Origin of the sequence: Yoonia maritima, assembly GCF_043641945.1 — a bacterium.
GTDB lineage: Bacteria > Pseudomonadota > Alphaproteobacteria > Rhodobacterales > Rhodobacteraceae > Yoonia > Yoonia maritima_B.
The window spans coordinates 21,703-37,785 of record NZ_JBHZRX010000002.1 but is presented as its reverse complement, the minus strand read 5'-3'; the positions used below and the strand labels follow the sequence as shown (position 1 = coordinate 37,785).

General features: G+C 53.0%; 19 protein-coding genes and 1 other RNA gene. 7 read left to right on the top strand and 13 right to left on the bottom strand.

Going from position 1 to position 16,083, the window contains the following annotated elements; all coding sequences use genetic code 11:
- Positions 1 to 20 precede the first annotated feature (20 nt).
- Positions 21 to 263: a hypothetical protein gene (locus ACHUEV_RS03765; protein WP_394177729.1), complete on the top strand. Its 243-nt coding sequence runs from the start codon at positions 21 to 23 to the stop codon at positions 261 to 263.
- Here ACHUEV_RS03765 and ACHUEV_RS03760 read toward each other — a convergent pair.
- The 8 genes from ACHUEV_RS03760 to ssrA form a co-directional block, all read right to left on the bottom strand.
- Positions 248 to 484 (bottom strand): ribbon-helix-helix domain-containing protein, encoded by a 237-nt coding sequence (locus ACHUEV_RS03760; RefSeq protein WP_394177728.1) that lies wholly within the window; start codon positions 482 to 484, stop codon positions 248 to 250. The genes ACHUEV_RS03765 and ACHUEV_RS03760 overlap by 16 nt on opposite strands.
- Positions 477 to 653 (bottom strand): DUF4169 family protein, encoded by a 177-nt coding sequence (locus tag ACHUEV_RS03755; RefSeq protein WP_394177727.1) that lies wholly within the window; start codon positions 651 to 653, stop codon positions 477 to 479. Before ACHUEV_RS03755 ends, ACHUEV_RS03760 begins: the two co-directional genes overlap by 8 nt.
- Complete coding sequence (fumC, locus tag ACHUEV_RS03750) at positions 650 to 2,041, bottom strand: class II fumarate hydratase (protein ID WP_394177726.1); 1,392 nt, start codon at positions 2,039 to 2,041, stop codon at positions 650 to 652. Before fumC ends, ACHUEV_RS03755 begins: the two co-directional genes overlap by 4 nt.
- A 72-nt stretch (positions 2,042 to 2,113) precedes the next feature.
- The gene (locus ACHUEV_RS03745; protein ID WP_394177725.1) at positions 2,114 to 2,596 is read right to left on the bottom strand and encodes an SspB family protein; all 483 of its coding nucleotides are present in this window, start codon (positions 2,594 to 2,596) and stop codon (positions 2,114 to 2,116) included.
- A gap of 65 nt (positions 2,597 to 2,661) precedes the next feature.
- Entirely contained in the window at positions 2,662 to 3,903 is a 1,242-nt protein-coding gene (chrA, locus tag ACHUEV_RS03740) for a chromate efflux transporter (protein WP_394177724.1), read from the bottom strand.
- Positions 3,893 to 4,672, bottom strand: a complete 780-nt coding sequence (locus ACHUEV_RS03735) for a chromate resistance protein ChrB domain-containing protein (protein WP_394177723.1) — start codon at positions 4,670 to 4,672, stop codon at positions 3,893 to 3,895. The genes chrA and ACHUEV_RS03735 overlap by 11 nt, the downstream gene beginning before the upstream one ends.
- Before the next feature lie 112 nt (positions 4,673 to 4,784).
- Positions 4,785 to 5,432 carry a DUF1194 domain-containing protein gene (locus tag ACHUEV_RS03730; protein WP_394177722.1) on the bottom strand — a complete coding sequence of 216 codons (648 nt, stop codon included), beginning with the start codon at positions 5,430 to 5,432 and terminating at the stop codon, positions 4,785 to 4,787.
- A gap of 57 nt (positions 5,433 to 5,489) precedes the next feature.
- Positions 5,490 to 5,838: a transfer-messenger RNA gene (ssrA, locus tag ACHUEV_RS03725) on the bottom strand.
- Positions 5,839 to 5,980: 142 nt separating this feature from the next.
- Between ssrA and ACHUEV_RS03720 the strand changes: the two genes are divergently transcribed.
- On the top strand, positions 5,981 to 6,850 hold the full coding sequence (locus ACHUEV_RS03720) for a hypothetical protein (protein ID WP_394177721.1): 870 nt from the start codon (positions 5,981 to 5,983) through the stop codon (positions 6,848 to 6,850).
- On the opposite strand, the gene hemN is transcribed toward ACHUEV_RS03720, so the two are convergent.
- From hemN to ACHUEV_RS03695, 5 genes are all read right to left on the bottom strand, one after another.
- On the bottom strand, positions 6,851 to 8,200 hold the full coding sequence (hemN, locus tag ACHUEV_RS03715) for an oxygen-independent coproporphyrinogen III oxidase (RefSeq protein ID WP_394178268.1): 1,350 nt from the start codon (positions 8,198 to 8,200) through the stop codon (positions 6,851 to 6,853).
- A gap of 61 nt (positions 8,201 to 8,261) precedes the next feature.
- Positions 8,262 to 8,870, bottom strand: coding sequence for an SCO family protein (locus tag ACHUEV_RS03710; RefSeq protein WP_394177720.1), 609 nt, complete (start codon positions 8,868 to 8,870; stop codon positions 8,262 to 8,264).
- 55 nt (positions 8,871 to 8,925) lie between these two features.
- Positions 8,926 to 9,372, bottom strand: a complete 447-nt coding sequence (locus ACHUEV_RS03705; protein ID WP_394177719.1) for a copper chaperone PCu(A)C — start codon at positions 9,370 to 9,372, stop codon at positions 8,926 to 8,928.
- A 68-nt stretch (positions 9,373 to 9,440) separates the two neighbouring features.
- Positions 9,441 to 9,752, bottom strand: a complete 312-nt coding sequence (locus tag ACHUEV_RS03700) for a hypothetical protein (RefSeq protein WP_394177718.1) — start codon at positions 9,750 to 9,752, stop codon at positions 9,441 to 9,443.
- A gap of 170 nt (positions 9,753 to 9,922) precedes the next feature.
- Positions 9,923 to 10,966 (bottom strand): type 2 periplasmic-binding domain-containing protein, encoded by a 1,044-nt coding sequence (locus ACHUEV_RS03695; protein WP_394177717.1) that lies wholly within the window; start codon positions 10,964 to 10,966, stop codon positions 9,923 to 9,925.
- A gap of 230 nt (positions 10,967 to 11,196) precedes the next feature.
- Between ACHUEV_RS03695 and ACHUEV_RS03690 the strand changes: the two genes are divergently transcribed.
- From ACHUEV_RS03690 to ACHUEV_RS03670, 5 genes are all read left to right on the top strand, one after another.
- A complete protein-coding gene (locus ACHUEV_RS03690) occupies positions 11,197 to 11,700 on the top strand; it encodes a DinB family protein (protein WP_394177716.1) in 504 nt (167 codons plus the stop codon).
- Between the two features lie 33 nt (positions 11,701 to 11,733).
- Entirely contained in the window at positions 11,734 to 12,717 is a 984-nt protein-coding gene (gene acuI, locus ACHUEV_RS03685) for an acryloyl-CoA reductase (RefSeq protein ID WP_394177715.1), read from the top strand.
- A 75-nt stretch (positions 12,718 to 12,792) separates the two neighbouring features.
- The gene (locus tag ACHUEV_RS03680; RefSeq protein ID WP_394177714.1) at positions 12,793 to 14,202 is read left to right on the top strand and encodes a cryptochrome/photolyase family protein; all 1,410 of its coding nucleotides are present in this window, start codon (positions 12,793 to 12,795) and stop codon (positions 14,200 to 14,202) included.
- Positions 14,203 to 14,495: 293 nt separating this feature from the next.
- A complete protein-coding gene (locus tag ACHUEV_RS03675) occupies positions 14,496 to 14,936 on the top strand; it encodes a TrgA family protein (protein WP_394177713.1) in 441 nt (146 codons plus the stop codon).
- 3 nt (positions 14,937 to 14,939) lie between these two features.
- Positions 14,940 to 16,055, top strand: a complete 1,116-nt coding sequence (locus ACHUEV_RS03670; protein WP_394177712.1) for a gamma-glutamylcyclotransferase — start codon at positions 14,940 to 14,942, stop codon at positions 16,053 to 16,055.
- The last annotated feature ends 28 nt before the right edge of the window (positions 16,056 to 16,083 follow it).

The window sequence follows — 16,083 nt, the reverse complement described above, 5'->3', positions numbered from 1 at the left end:
TTAACGAAACGAGAACTGACATGACCATTGCACTACCAGGTTCGTCTAAAAAAGGTATCGGTGGATTATTCGGGCGTAAATCCAAGGCTGAAAAGAAGGCTCCTACTGCTGAAAAGCAGCTGACACCGCAACAAGTTGCGAAGATGTTCAACAAGGAAGCCGCTGCAACAAAGACAGTTAAGCCAACAAAACTGAACGATGTAGAGAAACGAGACCGTGAACGTCTTGGTAGCCTTCGTGGCGCACTCTACTCGAAAGACTGATTGCGCGTAAGCGCGCGCTCTAACACGTAGACACGCAAGGCCGATGCGAGACCAATGTCTCCTCGGCCTTCGTCTATTTCAGCGGCTAAGCCATTGATTGTTTTGCCATCTTGGTCCGCGATTTTCCGAAACTGATCCCAAAAGATATCTTCAAGCGACACGCTTGTCCGGTGACCACGCAGGGTGAGTGACCGTTTTACAGGGCGCGCATGCTCAGTCATCTTCGAATTTCAGTTGTGACAACCGATCATTTGTCTGTTTGTCGCGGGCTGCATCCAATAGCTGTTCGGCCTTGGTGCGGCCAAAGCGGACAGCATTTTCGTCCGCTTTGGCTTTGGCCTCGGCGCGATTACGCGCTTTACGGGCCTGGTTTAGGTTGATTGGCTTCACTTAGGACCGATCATGTCTTCGGGGCGCACGACCTTGTCAAAGGTTGCTTCGTCCACAAAGCCCAGTTTGATTGCTTCTTCTTTCAGGGTGGTGCCATTCTTGTGCGCAGTCTTCGCAACGGTTGTCGCGTTGTCGTACCCAATGGTAGGCGCCAGCGCTGTGACGAGCATCAGGCTTTCGCGCATCAGCTTTTCGATACGCGTACGATCCGCACGGACGCCAACAACACAGTTGTCAGTGAACGCCGAGGACGCATCACCCAAAAGCTGCATAGATTGCAATACGTTATAGGCCATCATTGGCTTCATTACGTTCAGTTCAAAGTGACCTTGTGAACCGGCGAAACCGACAGCGGCGTCGTTACCCATGACATGCGCACAAACCTGCGTGATCGCCTCAACTTGCGTTGGGTTTACTTTGCCCGGCATGATGGATGAACCTGGCTCATTCTCTGGCAGCATCAGTTCGCCCAGGCCACAACGTGGGCCAGAACCCAGCATACGAATATCACAGGCGATTTTGTAAAGGCTCGCAGCAACAGTTTTCAGCGCGCCGGACATTTCGACCAATGCGTCATGTGCAGCCAGTGCTTCGAATTTGTTGGGTGCTGTGACAAACGGTAGTCCAGTGATTTCTGCCATGTTCGCGGCAACTGTCTCGCCCCATCCTTTGGGCGTGTTCAGGCCAGTGCCCACGGCTGTACCACCTTGCGCCAATTCATAGATCGCGGGCAGGGCGGCTTTGATGCGGCGCAGGCCCATTGCGACCTGATGGCTGTAACCGCTGAATTCTTGACCCAGAGTGAGCGGGGTCGCGTCCATTGTGTGCGTGCGACCGATCTTGATGATGTCAGCGAATTCTTCTTGTTTCGCAATCAGTGCTGCATGCAGTTTTTCAAGGCCGGGGATCAGAACGTCACGTGCAGTTGTCGCGACCGCGATGTGCATAGCGGTTGGGAAAGTGTCGTTAGAAGACTGACCCATGTTGCAGTGATCGTTGGGGTGGACCGGGTCTTTGGATCCGATCACGCCACCCATCAATTCGATCGCGCGGTTGCTGATCACTTCGTTGGCGTTCATGTTTGACTGCGTGCCGGAACCTGTCTGCCATACGACCAGCGGAAAGTGATCGTCCAGTTTGCCGGCGACGACTTCGGAGGCTGCTGCAATCATGGCGTCTGCTTTGTCAGCGTCCAATTTGCCACGTTCTTTGTTCGCCATTGCGCAGGCTTGTTTAATCACACCAAGCGCACGAACGATTGCAACTGGCTGCTTTTCCCAACCAATTGGGAAGTTCATCAAAGAACGCTGGGTTTGCGCACCCCAATAGCGGTCCGCTTGGACCTCAAGTGGGCCAAAACTATCGGTTTCTGTGCGTGTCTCGGTCATGGATGAACCCCTTTTGAAATAATTTCAAAACAGGGTTTAAGCTGCAGCCCGCAGGATCGCAAGATCGCAGCGTTACTTACGGAATTGATCCAAGCTAACCACTTCAGCTTCTTTACGCTCTTCTGGCTCTGCCTCGGGCTCGACCATTTCTTCCATCGGCGCTTCTTCGATATCAAGGATATCGGCGTCTTCTTCCTCATCTTCGGGGCTTTCAAAGCGCAGGCCGAACTCAACAGAAGGGTCAACGAAGGTGCGAATAGCGTCGTAAGGGATATATAGTCGTTCAGGGCTGTCGCCAAAGTTAAGCGTGATTCCGAAACCTTCATCAGTGACGTCAAGGTCCGCAAACCAGTGCTGGATCACGACGGTCATGTCGCCGGGGTAACGGTCTGATAGCCAATCAGCGATCTCAACATCGGGGTGCATTGTGTCAAAGGTGACAAAGAAATGGTGTTCGCCAGGAAGGCCATCCTTGGCGATATCAGTCAGCACATTTTGGATCAGGCTCCGCATTGCGCGGTGCATTAGGTTTCCATAGTCGATGGTGCTGGTCACTGGCATTTCCCCACATTTCTTACCCTTAGCATACGTGGTTTTTGGCGAGTGAAAAGGGGGCGGTTTCAGAATGCGCCGATGATTAGCCCCGCGAGTGCCGAGATCAGTAAAACAAGTGGTAAGGACCAGTTTTTTCCAAGTAGTAGAAATCCCGATAATACCGCAAGTGCCACAGCTGCAGGCTGGATCGATGCAAAGCTTGGCCAAATCAAAGAAAACACACCCCAGTCGTGGGTGGTGATTTGGTCAAAAAATACTTGAAGCGCAAACCAGAGAGATAGGTTCGCGATGACCCCAACCACGGCCGCTGTGATCGCGGTGAGCGCCCCACGAAGCCGCGGCCGGCTATCAAGCCAGTCAATTAGCGGTGCCCCTGCAAATATCCAAATAAAACAAGGGACAAAGGTCACCCAAAGGGTTAACGCTCCAGCCGCAAACGCCAAAGCTGTTCCGCCCTGCGCCAAGCCTGCGATCATGCCAACAAACTGGGTGACAAGGATCAATGGCCCCGGTGTTGTCTCTGCGAGACCCAGCGCATCCATCATTTGATCGGTGTTAAGCCATTGATAAGAAATGACGACCTCTTGGGTCATGTAAGCCAGTACAGCATATGCACCGCCAAAGGTGACGACCGCCAAGACAGAAAAGAACTTGCCAACTTCCAAAAGGAACTTTTGTTGGGTTATGACGACAAAAATCAGGGGTGCGGCCCACACAGCGAGGCCGATCATGATCGTAGTGATAGTCTTCCGTAGGCTGGGTAATTTGACGTCTAAATTGTTTGTTGTAGGGGCTTGAAAAAATGCACCAATCAGCCCCGCACTTAGAACAACCAGCGGAAAAGGCGTGGCAAAAAAGAAAAGCGCGACAAACGCGGCGATAGCGATGATGTTATGTGCTGGCTGTTTCAAAGCGCGCTTTGCGATCTTAATCAGGGCTTGGATCACAATTACGACAACACAGGCTTTGACCCCCACGAATAGCGATTGCACGAGCGGCAGATCACCATAGGCACCGTAAGCCAAAGCCAGCAGGGTGATGACGATGGCGCCGGGGATTACGAACAGGCCGCCACCAATGAGACCACCGAGAATGCCAGCGCGTTTCCAGCCAGCATAGGTTGCCAATTGCATCGCCTCTGGCCCGGGAAGAAGCATGCAAAACGAGAGCGCCTTGAGGTATTCATCCTCAGAGAGCCAAGGACGATCCTCGACCAGTTCTTTGTGCATCAATGCAATCTGGGCTGCTGGCCCACCGAAGGACAGCAAGCCGATACGGCCAAATACGCGAATAAGTTCAGAAATCATGGGTTTCATCCTGCGCATCACGTGCCCAGCGATAAAGCGCGTCATATATTTCCATTCCAGCGATTAGCTGCGCGTCGTCATTGCGATACATACGCGAAAGCCCGACAGATATTGCAAGCAATCCCGCTGCCTGTGGGGCAAGTGCATGCTGGTTTGTATCTGCAGCCCGCACCACCGTCGCCAATGTGTCTAGGGCAGGGGTATGCAACGCGAATTCGTCCAACATGGTGTCAAAGGTGCATTTATCGTCCCTGTGGCCCCAATGGGTATCTGTAATATCAAATGACGTGGCGTCGAAACGATCAGCGACATCTATGACTTGGGCGGGAGGGACGAACATGAACTCTGCAAAAGGATCAACAAAGCGCCTAATCAGCCAAGGGCATGCAATGCGGTCGATCTTGGGGCGATGACGGGTCACCCAGAGCGATCCGGGGACTTTTGCGGCGGGAACGCGGGGAAGCTGTGCATTTTTCCAAGCAATATTTCCGCCTTCCAATGCCTGTGCGTCGATACTCCGGTTACGCAGTCGGGCAGCAACGCCATGCGAAAGCTTTAAACCCTTTTGGCAGATAACAATTGTCTGTTTGCCTGCAGACCGCGCGACAATTCCGTCGACGTCAGTATGCGGGTGTCGCTGCGCGGTTGGGATAAGGTAGGGATCATCGGCAAAGTCGGGATCAATGCATACGTCAATCAGCACGGGACATTGCGGTGTGCCGATTAAGCGCATCAAGTTCGCGGGTGAAATTTCGTTCAAAGCAGCCATGTGCATCCTTTCTGAAAAGTGGTCAGTGGATGCGACGCTTTGGCCTGAACCTTACGGGGTGTTCGCGGACCCCATGCTGCATTGATGCGAAATGAAACCAGTTAGGTCAATACTATCCAATAACTTTACTAAGTTCGCGCAGGATCTTTGCTCGGATGGCTTCGGGGTAATTGCGGTGTGTGCGTGCTGTCATAGCAAAACCGTCGCGGGTAATAACGGCACCACGATAGAAATTCGTGATGGCTAGCCCCATGGATTCAATTGCAATGGCGTTGATGGTCACATCGGAGCGTTCCGCGGCTTGGCGGGCACGATTGACGTCGCTGCCACCATTCGGCGTACCGTCACCTGAAATGTCGATCACCTGACGCTCGCAATCTGGCGCGCTGTCAAAAAGCCCTAGCGCAAAGTGGATCGCTTCGGCAGGCGCGGTGTCTGATAGGATAAAGGCGCGTTCCATCAATCGGGCGCGATCAGCCAGCAGATTTGCGTCTAATGATGTACGAATGGTTGTCCAAGGTATCGAAAGCTGCTGTTTGTCCGACCCCGACCATTGCATGACCGCGATTGCGACTTCGCCTTCGACCATTGCAGCAACGATTTTAGGGTCACGCAATGCGTCTGCCATTCCATCGGTTTGCAGTCGATACTCTGCAACGTCGATAGAGTTTGATACGTCTATACTGAGAACAAGAGCTGTATCGCAGGCCGCTACTGGTTGGGCTATCAGGGCAACAAAGGCAAACAAAGCATTTCGCATAAGCTTAGCATGCCATTGCCGCCGACAATTGCAAATATATTGAAGTGAGGAGAGTTAGGTGCAGGTTTCTGTTGCCAGGTACCTGCGAACCCCGCCATAAGCTGCGAGCCTATGGACTTAAGTTTTCGATATTTCGCACAGCTTACGCTGCGAGAGCCATCGGTGCTTTGTTGTCATTTGCAACTAGCTTTGATGAACCGATAACGGTGGTGTCTCACCGAAACAAAGCAAACCCCTTTAGACGTTCGTCGATCCTATTTCGTCCCCATGGCTGCCAAATGAGCAGTTTTTGGTGGAGACGCAGGGTACCGCCCCCTGGTCCGATCCGCTTATTACGAGCGCGTTTATGTTCATAGTCCCGAAGGACAGATCATAGATAGGTCTTCACAAAGGGCTGTGCAAGTAGGCATAGCAACTTCGTCGTTGAAACTGTCTGATCACAAGTAAGTTAGTTCGTGGCATTTATGGCTATTTTATAATGGTTTGGGGTGGCGATGCCGAGGTTGAAAAGCTACGCGTTATCCAAAATTCGAGAGTAAATAAGTCAAATGTTCAAACTCAGCACCGCTGCGGCCACTGGCGCGGCGACAATAGCGATTGCCGTTCTGCCTCATGTGGCATTGGCCGATACAAGCGGTGAAATATCGCTTGGGCACTTAGAGACAGACGCGTTCAGAGGCGGGTATCTGTTTGGAGATTTTGTTCTAAGCGTAGCCGAAGGCGACTGGGGTGCTGAATTAGGGATGTTCGGTGTCGTCGGGCGGTTACATGAAACCTATGCCTCGGCGATTTGGACGCGTGAGGGGCATAAGGTTGAATTGGGCTTCCCTCAGCCTGCCTATGACCGTTATGCGGTGTCGGGGTTAACGCAGCTTATGCCACGGCTTGCTTTGTCATCCATTAGTACAAGCCGAAGCCGGGCAACTGCAGGTGTCATGACAGAATCCGAATTTTTGCCCTATGGCGCGGTTTACAGTCGTCGCGAAAAGAACGCGCGGGCAAGCATGTCACTTCACGGCGTGCCTGACACGGATATTGTGATTTTCGGCGCTGGCGCGACGTTTGAAGCTGGGGCATGGACCGTCGATTTGGCTGCGGAAGCAGTGTCAGAGGATGCACAGCACGAATGGAACGCAAAAGCCCAAGTGCGCAAAGAGTTTGAGGATTGGCGCATAGGCGCCAATATCTTCGCGGCAGATGCCAATGGTGCCGCGCGCACGGCAGAATTATTTGCGCAATTTGATATCTTCAAAGATGCAGAATTGACTGGCCAACTGCGAAAGTCCGAAGGGCAAGAGTTTATGGTTGGGGCAGGCGTTGAACATGACTTCGGTCGCGGGGTTACTGCGGAATTCGCTATGGTCCGTGCTGCGGACACAGGTTTGGCTGTATCCGCAGCAGTTTCATATAGCTTCTGATCACGACGCTTGGGAATATTGCGCGGCAATATCACTAAACCCATCGTAACGTTGTGCGATAATACGCGTTAGTGGCTTTCCGTCTTCGGTGATCCGTAGAGTATCACCATCCATAATAACGTGCCCGTTGAATTCATGGGCTACGGCGTCGTGTGTTGCGCCGAGGGGTTCGGCCCCAGCGAATGCACTTAACGCATCCAAGTCGATCTTGAAGTTACACATCAGCATATTGATCGCGGCGGCGCGTAGCTTGTCGTCATCTGTGAGGGCATAACCGCGATGACCGGCAAGATTTCCAGTGCTGATCCGCTGGGTATAAGCAGCGGTGGCCGCTGCGTTTTGAACGTAACCTCGATCAAATTGGGAAATAGAGGATGCGCCGAGCCCGATCAGTGTGGGGCAGGTATCATCTGTGTATCCTTGGAAATTGCGTTTGATATGCCCGCTGTGATGCGCACGGGCCAAGCTATCATTGGGCTTTGCAAAGTGGTCGATACCAATCGGCGTATATCCGTCCGCGACAAATGCCTGCGCCGCCAATTGGGCAAGCTGATAGCGAGATTCCTCATTAGGCAGTGCAATGTTTGGGATCAGCTTTTGACGTTTTGCAAAATCTGGCACATGCGCATAGCCAAACAGCGCAATACGGTCAGGGTTAAGGTCGCGAACCTTTGTAATTGTATCAGCGAGTTTGCTGGGGGTCTGGTAAGGAAGCCCATAAACCAAGTCGGCGTTCAACGACATGATCCCAGCAGCCCGCAGGCTATCGACGCAAGCACGGGTCGTTTCAAAGCTTTGCTCGCGCCCAATGGCCGCCTGCACATCCGTCGCAAAATCCTGAATGCCGATGCTGGCGCGTGTCATGCCGATGTCGGCGAGCGCCACGATCTTAGCTGCATCGACGAGCGTCGGATCAATCTCGACCGAAAACTGAAAATCAGGGGCGGGGGGAATGACATCTTTGATCGCTTTGCCCAAGTCTTTGATCATGTCGGGCGATAGGATCGTCGGAGTGCCGCCACCCCAATGCAGTTGCCCCATGCGGATATCGGCGGGCAGGGTGTCGCGCAGCATATCCAATTCTGCCTTTAGGTAGGTCAGATAGCTTTCTACCGGTTTTAACGTACTTGTCCCCTGGGTCCGACAGGCGCAAAACCAGCATAGCCGTTCACAAAACGGGATGTGGACGTAGATCGAAACTGGGGTTTCGGGATCAAGGCTGCGCAAGCACTCGGACTGAAAGTCAGGACCCACCTGCGCCGAAAAGGCCGTCGCAGGAGGGTAGCTTGTGTAGCGGGGCACGCGGGCGTCAAACAACCCGCGTTGGCGGAGGCGTGCAATGTTATCCATGCCGCCCAATCGCATGCCCACGCACCTTGGTCTTTGCGCTAGATCAAATGATGCAGCGGTTTTAGCTTCGTGCGTCGATAAAGCAGGCTGTGGTTTCGGCAATCTCTTCGGGGGTGTGCGCACGCTTAAAGAATGTCGCGAAACCTGTGTCTGGCATCATCAGATAGGTCTGTGTCGAATGGTCGACCAGATAATATTCGTCGTCGCCTTCTTGCTTGCGATAGTAGGTACGATACGCTTTTGATGCGACATCAACCTGCTCGGGGGAACCGGTCAGACCAATCATATCCTCGTGAAAGTTATCCGTGTAATCGCGCACGACTTCGGGTGTGTCACGGGCGGGATCGATCGAGATAAAGATCGTCCCGACATCATAGCCTTCGTCTTGGAGCATATAGGCAGCCTGCGCGTTGCGCGCGCTATCAAGCGGGCAGACGTCAGGACAAAACGTGTAACCAAAATAGACTAAGGTCGGTTTGGTTATGACATCGGCATCCGTCACCGTTTCACCCGTTTCTGAGACCAGCTCAAACGGGCCGCCGATGGCGCTTGTTGCGACGGCTGTATCACCGCATGGGATTGCGGCTGTTTCTTGAGAAACAGACCATGTGTAAAGACCAAGTGCGGCAGCCGCGGCGATGGTTACCGTTCCAATAATGACAGCTTTCATGGCCGTCTCCTTTGGGTTTGCGCCTTCGACATGGCCGAAGGCGCGTGACAGGGATTTAGTGCTTGTGTCGCATCGTGCGTTCGACGACCTCGAACGAGATTTCGATTTCACCAGCGTGCTCGAATATCAAGGTGGCGGGAATAGTCTCGCCAATCTCGAGTGGGTCACCGCGAAGCCCCATGAACATCACGTGATAGCCGCCGGGTTCCAACGCGACCATGCCGCCCGCAGGAACAGGGATTGCATCAACGTGCATCATCTTGGCGATACCATCGGTGAATTCGGTGGTGTGGAGTTCGACGCGCGGAAAATCGGCTTTGACGCCAAGTAGCGTGTCGTCTGTATCGCCGTCATTCGTGATGTGCATAAAGCCACCGCCAGCCATTGCGGTGGCAGCGGTTTCAAACGCAGTCGGTTTCATCACGGTGATAATGGATTCAGCCCAAGCTGCGGGTGCAGTAAGGGTCAGCAAAGCGGTCGTGACGAGTGTGTTCAGTTTCATAGTCAGTCTTTCTGAGTAGTCCGGACCATCTGGTCGGACGGGTAGTATTGATTGGATTGTGAAGGGCGTTAGGCCAGCGGCGGCGCACGGGCCGGATAGGACCAATCAAGGCTAGAAAGACGATAGATACGGTGTGCTGGTGCTGCCCAAATTGTGGCCGCAGTGATTGTAAGTGCAGGGGCATAAGCAGGTTCAGGCGTGACGCAGCTGTGCGATATAACACAAGCTAGGCATTGGTCGGCTTGAGCATGGCGTGGATCGCCACTTTGACCACAAATATCTGACCAATCGCCGCCAGCCAGAACATAAGCCGTCGCTTGAGCATCTGCAGCTGGTGCAAGCGAACGGTGCCCAAAGCCAACAAGGGCCAAGGCGATCATTAAGATAAATGATATGAGTCCGCGTTTAATCATGACAGTGATTTAGGTGATAAGCCGATGATATACAAAGGCTAAACCGTCGCAGGGGGTGGTGGATCAAGATCCACCCTACGTAAAACAAAAATGGCGGCAGTTTAACTGCCGCCACTTTCATTATTGTTATCAGGTTATTAGAAGCCAGCTTTGATGAGCTCGAATGTCTCTGCCTGACGTTCACGCATCGCGTTGCTCATCGGAAGTTGGGCAAGAACTGGAACCTCGATATGGCCAAGGCCAGAGGCAACCAAGTCTTCTTCACTCACCTGTGCAGTCAGTGCTACCGCGTTGGCAGAGCCATAGCCTTCGTCCAGCAATGGTACGACTGACGCTTCGGATAGCATCGCATTGATGTAGTCATATGCTTTGTCATCAACGCCGGGCGCATCTGCCAGCTTTACATAGCCACAAAGCCACAGTGATGATCCCTCAGACGCTTCACGCTGGAATGCGATTGGGCGCTCTTCTTCGACCATTGTGGGATAGGTTTCATTCCACGCCCAGCTAACAAGGATTTCGCCAGAAGACAGTAGCTGCGCCAATTCAGCAGGGTCCGTCCAATAGGTGCGTAGGTTTGGGTGTACTTCACGCAGCCAGTTTGATGCGGCTTCGAACTGTTCGTCTGTCGCGTTGGTCCAGTTGTCGACACCAGTCGCTAGATAAGCCAGCGCATACGCGTCATCGACGTTGTCTGGTAGCGTAAGGCGACCAGCGTATGCTGGGTTCTTAAACACCTGTAGGCTCGCCACGTCTTCGGCTGGAACCTGTTCAGGGTTATAGGCAATCGCGGTTGAGCCAAAATCGGTCGGGATAAAATAGACCGCATCACCAGCAGCAACATCAGTACCTGTCAGGTTACCATCAAGGTCGCCATAAGCCGTCACCTTGCTGATATCCCAAGCATCAATGATTCCGCTTTCGGTCCATTTGCTGACAGAGCCTGCGCAGATGTGTGCAACGTCTGCCTGAAAGCCGGAACGAATCTTTTGGAACGCTTCGTCTTCATCCCCAAAGAAAGCGAAGGTCGGACCGTCGCCGTGCTGTTCAACATAGGCGCTATGGAAAGCGGGGTCTTCGAACCCGGAATAATCAAAAACCAGTAAGTCTGCGTCTTGCGCCGCAGCGGCAGTTGTCAGAGCGGCAAGTGAAACGGCGCTCAGTAGTGTTGCAGATTTCATAAATCGTACTCCCGATTAAACTCTGAAAAGTAGATTAGGTCCGCAGACGGGGTGCGGCAAGAGAGATTTGATCGCAGGGCGCGACCTTGGTCTAACGGCGCAGCATTAGGCGTTCGTGGCGGGAGTTGGTCTTTGAATGTGCAAGGCTATTTCTTGACAGTCTTTGTTAACCTGCTTTTCTAACAACATTAAAAGAACCAATCATTGTTTGAAGAGCAAGGAGTCGTCTGATGATTAATCCTGAATACTGCCGTACGATGGCTGCCTATAGCAAATGGCAAAACGATGGGCTGCGCGAGATCGTTCAGCGTATGCCGCTCGAAAAATTAACTAAAGATCGTGGTGCCTTCTTCGGTTCTATCTTGGCGACGTTAAACCACTTGCTGTGGGCAGACACTTTGTGGATCAGTCGTTTTGACGGTGGTCAAGGCCCGGATCATTCGATCAAAGAAAGTACAGAGTTCATGCCGACGCCCGCAACTTGGGCCGCAGAGCGATTTCGCATGGACGCACGGATATCACGTTGGGCTGAACAGGTGCACGCGATTGATTTGGTTGGGAAATTGCGTTGGCATTCAGTGGCGCTTAGCCGCGAATTTGAAAAGCCAGTGAGCGTGTGTGTAATGCAATTGTTTAATCATCAAACCCACCACCGCGGCCAAGTCCATGCCATGCTGACTGCCGCGGGCGAAAAACCTAACGATACCGATCTTCCCTTTATGCCCGAAAACTGATCCTCTGACGCTAACGCAATGAGGGAGGCGAATATGTTCAATGCTTTGGTCGTCGAAAAAGACGAAGATGGCAAAACGACAGCGGGCGTACAGCAGATCGGCTTGGATCAGCTGCCAGCAGGTGAGGTGACCGTAGCCGTCGAATATTCGACCGTTAATTATAAAGATGGTCTATGCATCGGTCCCGGCGGTGGTCTGGTGCGGAACTACCCTCACGTTCCCGGTATTGATTTTGCAGGAACCGTCGAAGCATCGGATGATCCGCGCTATGCCATAGGTGACAAGGTAGTTTTGACAGGCTGGCGCGTAGGTGAGGCGCATTGGGGCGGCTATTCACAAAAGGCCCGCGTTAAGGCTGATTGGCTGGTTCCGTTACCGAAGGGCATTGATACGCGCCATGCGATGGCTGTGGGTACGGCAGGCTTTACTGCTATGCTAGCTGTGATGGCGCTAGAGGATCACGGGATTAAAGATGGCCCGATCCTTGTGACTGGTGCGGCGGGTGGCGTTGGATCAGTGGCCACTGCGATTCTGGCAAACCTTGGCCACGAGGTTGCCGCAGTGACTGGCCGCCCTGAAACCGCTGACTATCTAAAATCCTTGGGCGCGACACAGATCGTCGCACGTGAAGAGATCAACGAAACGACCAAGCGGCCGCTTGAGGCTGAGACATGGGGCGGATGTATCGATGCCGTTGGCAGCGCGATGTTGGCGCGTGTATTGGGGCAAATGAAATACGGCGCGTCGGTTGCGGCTGTTGGGCTTGCTGGCGGTGCCGATTTGCCTGCGACTGTCATCCCGTTTTTGCTACGGGGTGTGAATTTGCTGGGTATCGACAGTGTTATGCAGCCCTATGACAACCGCCTGCGCGCGTGGGAACGGATCGCCAAAGACCTGCCAATGGGCAAGCTTGATGCGATGATTCAGCCTGCGACGTTGTCAGATTTGCCCGCTTTGGGGAGCGATATCCTTAAGGGGCAAATAAAAGGCCGCGTTGTGGTCGATGTAAACGCATAACCCAACCTTGATTTACACGTCGGGGCTCTAGCTTACCTGTGTTGGGCTAGGCTCTGACGTTGCACAGTAGGAACTATGACAAACTCTCCGATCATTCTTTGGTTTCGGCGCGATCTACGCTTGACCGATCACGAAGCACTTAGCGCGGCAGTCAGAACGGGCAGGCCGATCATTCCGGTATTTATACGTGATCCACTGCTCGATGAGCTGGGCGCAGCTGCGAAGTTGCGGATGGGGCTTGGTATTGAACATTTTGGTGCCGAGCTCGCGAAGCAAGGCAGCAAATTGATCTTGCGTAGCGGCGATGCTTTGACTGTCTTGCGCAAACTGATTGGGGAAACTGGGGCGGGGGCTGTGTATTGGTCTCGTCTGTATGATCCCGCGAATAAAACGCGCGACATCCAGATCAAAGCGGCGCTTAAAGATAATGGAGTAGAGGTCCAAAGCTTTACCGGGCAGCTTCTTTTCGAACCGTGGACGGTCGAAACAAAGACCGGAGGATTTTACAAAGTCTTCACGCCAATGTGGAAAACCGTCCGCGACCGGGCTTTGCCGATGACATTGCCAGCGCCGGGCACAATGCCGACGCCCGCCGATTGGCCCAGATCCGAAAACTTAAATGACTGGAAAATGGCCGCACCGATGCAACGCGGCGCTGAGATTTTGACGCAATATTGCGTGGTAGGAGAGCTAGCTGCGCGCGACCGGTTAGATGAATTTCTAGAAGATAAGATCGACAGTTACGTCAAAAACCGTGACATTCCGGGTGTCGATGGGACGTCAGGACTGTCTGAGAACCTAACGTACGGCGAAATAAGCCCGCGCCAATGCTGGCATGCTGGATGGCAAGCGCTGCACAATGGAAAGTCGGGTGCCGAAACATTCTTGCGCGAACTCGTCTGGCGCGAATTTGCCTACCATCTGGCGCACCATACGCCCCATCTATTGACCGGCAACTGGAAGTCGGAATGGGATTCATTTCCTTGGAATAAAGAAGAAAATCATAAAGTTGAGGCGTGGAAGCAAGGTAGAACAGGTGTTCCATTCGTTGATGCCGCGATGCGCGAATTGTACGTCACGGGTGTTATGCATAACCGCGGCCGGATGATTGTTGCTTCATACCTAACAAAACACCTTCTAACCGATTGGAAAATTGGACTGAATTGGTTCGCGGACTGCCTTATCGATTGGGACCCATGCAGCAATGCGATGGGCTGGCAATGGGCGGCAGGCTCTGGCCCAGACGCGGCACCATATTTTCGGGTGTTCAACCCCGTTAGTCAGCTCGATAAATTTGACCCAAAGCGCAGCTATGCGGATCGCTGGATCGCAGAAGGTAAAAAGCAGCCAACGGAAACGGCGCGATCTTATTTCGATATGGTCCCAAAACACTGGGGATTATCCGTCTCTGACGACTATCCCGCACCGATTGTTGATATCAAAGATGGGCGAGAACGCGCTTTGCACGCGTATAAAACACGATAAAGCAAGTGAAGAACGGCAAAGTCGCAACACATTCGTTAGGCGTATTGGTGGTTAGGTTGGTGTGTAGCTATGACTTGTAATCTATTGATATCAAATATTTTAATTCGATGTTTAGGTTGAGGGTTGTTGCAGCAGACATCTAAACATTCTTTAGGTGGGCAGATTCTGTTCAAGTGCTGCGATAGTTTCCATTGGGCACTTGCGTGGAACGCGATCATCACAGAAACTGTCGCGAAAGATGCGCTTCTTGGCTAGTAGGTAGCTGAAGCCGACTAAGACAAGGACGATTGCCCATGCCCACCGCTGGACGGCTTGCTGCTGCCATATTTTTCGCTCTTTATGGCTGGTACATCGCTGGCATTTCTATCCCATTTTTTCCAGAAGGTAACGCGCCGGGGTATTTGATCCCTGTGTGTGTCGGCTTAGGCATATTTTTGGGCTGGAGAATGTGCGGTGCAAATGCTGGGCTCGGCTATAGTGCTGCGACTGGGCAAGGCCTTACCGTAGCTGCGGTTTTTTCGTTTAGTATCCTTTACGTCATGGGCTTCATGCAGATGATGAAGCAGGCGATGCGTCATCACTACGGCGGGCCGATGGAGGCGATACTTGCTTCGTTTTCAGAGACTGGTGAAGTCGCGACTTATTTTTTCAACGGGACAATGATCGCATCGGTTTTGATCGGTGGCGTGCTATGCGGTTGGGGCACTGAGTATTTCGCGAAAAGATATCCCTAAACCATGAACCTTTTTGTTTACGGCACATTGATGTCGCCGGACTTGTTTCAAGCAGTCGCTGGTGGAGCCGTTGCAGATCCAGTTGCGGCGCAATTACGCGGGTTTGCGCGCCGACTGGTTGCTGGAAATGTCGTGCCCTTTATCGAGGCTGCATTGGGTGAGCAGGTTGAAGGCGTGGTTTGGCGCAACCTGACCGCAGAACAAATTGCCCGGCTGAATCTTTATGAACGTGCATTCGGATATAACACGCAAACCGTAACGGTTGCGGCTGCTGAGAGCGACCTTCAGGCGAACTGTTATATACCACCTGATGGTATAATCGGTTCCGATGAGCCGTGGACGCTTGAGGGTTGGGAAGCACAACACCTCGCGCCAGCATTGTTTGCTGCTCACGAACTATATTCACACGATCCGTTGCCTGACCCTGATGCGCTTCGTCGTATGTGGCCCATGATGGAATCGCGTGCTTGGGCAAAGCATAGGGCAGAGTTCGCGCCTGCATCAGTGCGCCATGCGGCGCGCGCCGATGATGTTACGATCGCTTCTGCCGGGCCGCCGGCCGGGGACTTTTTCCGGATGCAGACAATTGATGTCCACCATCGAACATTCGCGGGTGTACGGTCTGATACCTTGAACCGCGAGATATTTATCGCTGTCGATGCCGCGATGGTTTTGCCCTACGACCCACTCCGTGACAAAGTGGTCTTGGTCGAGCAGGTGCGGTTCGGGCCAGCGGTCCGGCGGGATCCAAACCCGTGGATGCTTGAGCCGGTTGCGGGAATCGTTGACGCGCGTGAGACACCGCAAGAGGCCGCGCATCGCGAGGCAGAAGAAGAAGCAGGGCTTTCGTTGCGGCACCTTGAACCGGTGGCGGAGTTTTATGCGTCACCCGGATCAACGACAGATTATTTTTACACTTACGTTGGACTTTGCGATCTACCCCAAAATGAAAGCTATTTGGGTGGTCTTGCCTCTGAGGGCGAAGATATACGCCTTCATCCCATGAGTTTTTCGCGTGCATTAGGGCTTGCAGACAGCGGCGAGATTCAAGTTGGACCGCTTCTCATGATGCTAAATTGGCTAGCAAGACATCGTGACAGGATACGCGCCATGGCTTGAGTTCATGCGAGCGCAGTTCTACACAGGT

Coding starts and splice junctions, on each gene's coding strand:
- ACHUEV_RS03765 (WP_394177729.1), top strand. CDS start 21: ATGACCATTGCACTACCAGGTTCGTCTAAAAAAGGTATCGGTGGATTA.
- ACHUEV_RS03760 (WP_394177728.1), bottom strand. CDS start 484: ATGACTGAGCATGCGCGCCCTGTAAAACGGTCACTCACCCTGCGTGGT.
- fumC (WP_394177726.1), bottom strand. CDS start 2,041: ATGACCGAGACACGCACAGAAACCGATAGTTTTGGCCCACTTGAGGTC.
- chrA (WP_394177724.1), bottom strand. CDS start 3,903: ATGATTTCTGAACTTATTCGCGTATTTGGCCGTATCGGCTTGCTGTCC.
- ACHUEV_RS03735 (WP_394177723.1), bottom strand. CDS start 4,672: ATGGCTGCTTTGAACGAAATTTCACCCGCGAACTTGATGCGCTTAATC.
- ACHUEV_RS03730 (WP_394177722.1), bottom strand. CDS start 5,432: ATGCGAAATGCTTTGTTTGCCTTTGTTGCCCTGATAGCCCAACCAGTA.
- ACHUEV_RS03720 (WP_394177721.1), top strand. CDS start 5,981: ATGTTCAAACTCAGCACCGCTGCGGCCACTGGCGCGGCGACAATAGCG.
- hemN (WP_394178268.1), bottom strand. CDS start 8,200: ATGGATAACATTGCACGCCTCCGCCAACGCGGGTTGTTTGACGCCCGC.
- ACHUEV_RS03710 (WP_394177720.1), bottom strand. CDS start 8,870: ATGAAAGCTGTCATTATTGGAACGGTAACCATCGCCGCGGCTGCCGCA.
- ACHUEV_RS03705 (WP_394177719.1), bottom strand. CDS start 9,372: ATGAAACTGAACACACTCGTCACGACCGCTTTGCTGACCCTTACTGCA.
- ACHUEV_RS03700 (WP_394177718.1), bottom strand. CDS start 9,752: ATGATCGCCTTGGCCCTTGTTGGCTTTGGGCACCGTTCGCTTGCACCA.
- ACHUEV_RS03695 (WP_394177717.1), bottom strand. CDS start 10,966: ATGAAATCTGCAACACTACTGAGCGCCGTTTCACTTGCCGCTCTGACA.
- ACHUEV_RS03690 (WP_394177716.1), top strand. CDS start 11,197: ATGATTAATCCTGAATACTGCCGTACGATGGCTGCCTATAGCAAATGG.
- acuI (WP_394177715.1), top strand. CDS start 11,734: ATGTTCAATGCTTTGGTCGTCGAAAAAGACGAAGATGGCAAAACGACA.
- ACHUEV_RS03680 (WP_394177714.1), top strand. CDS start 12,793: ATGACAAACTCTCCGATCATTCTTTGGTTTCGGCGCGATCTACGCTTG.
- ACHUEV_RS03675 (WP_394177713.1), top strand. CDS start 14,496: ATGCCCACCGCTGGACGGCTTGCTGCTGCCATATTTTTCGCTCTTTAT.
- ACHUEV_RS03670 (WP_394177712.1), top strand. CDS start 14,940: ATGAACCTTTTTGTTTACGGCACATTGATGTCGCCGGACTTGTTTCAA.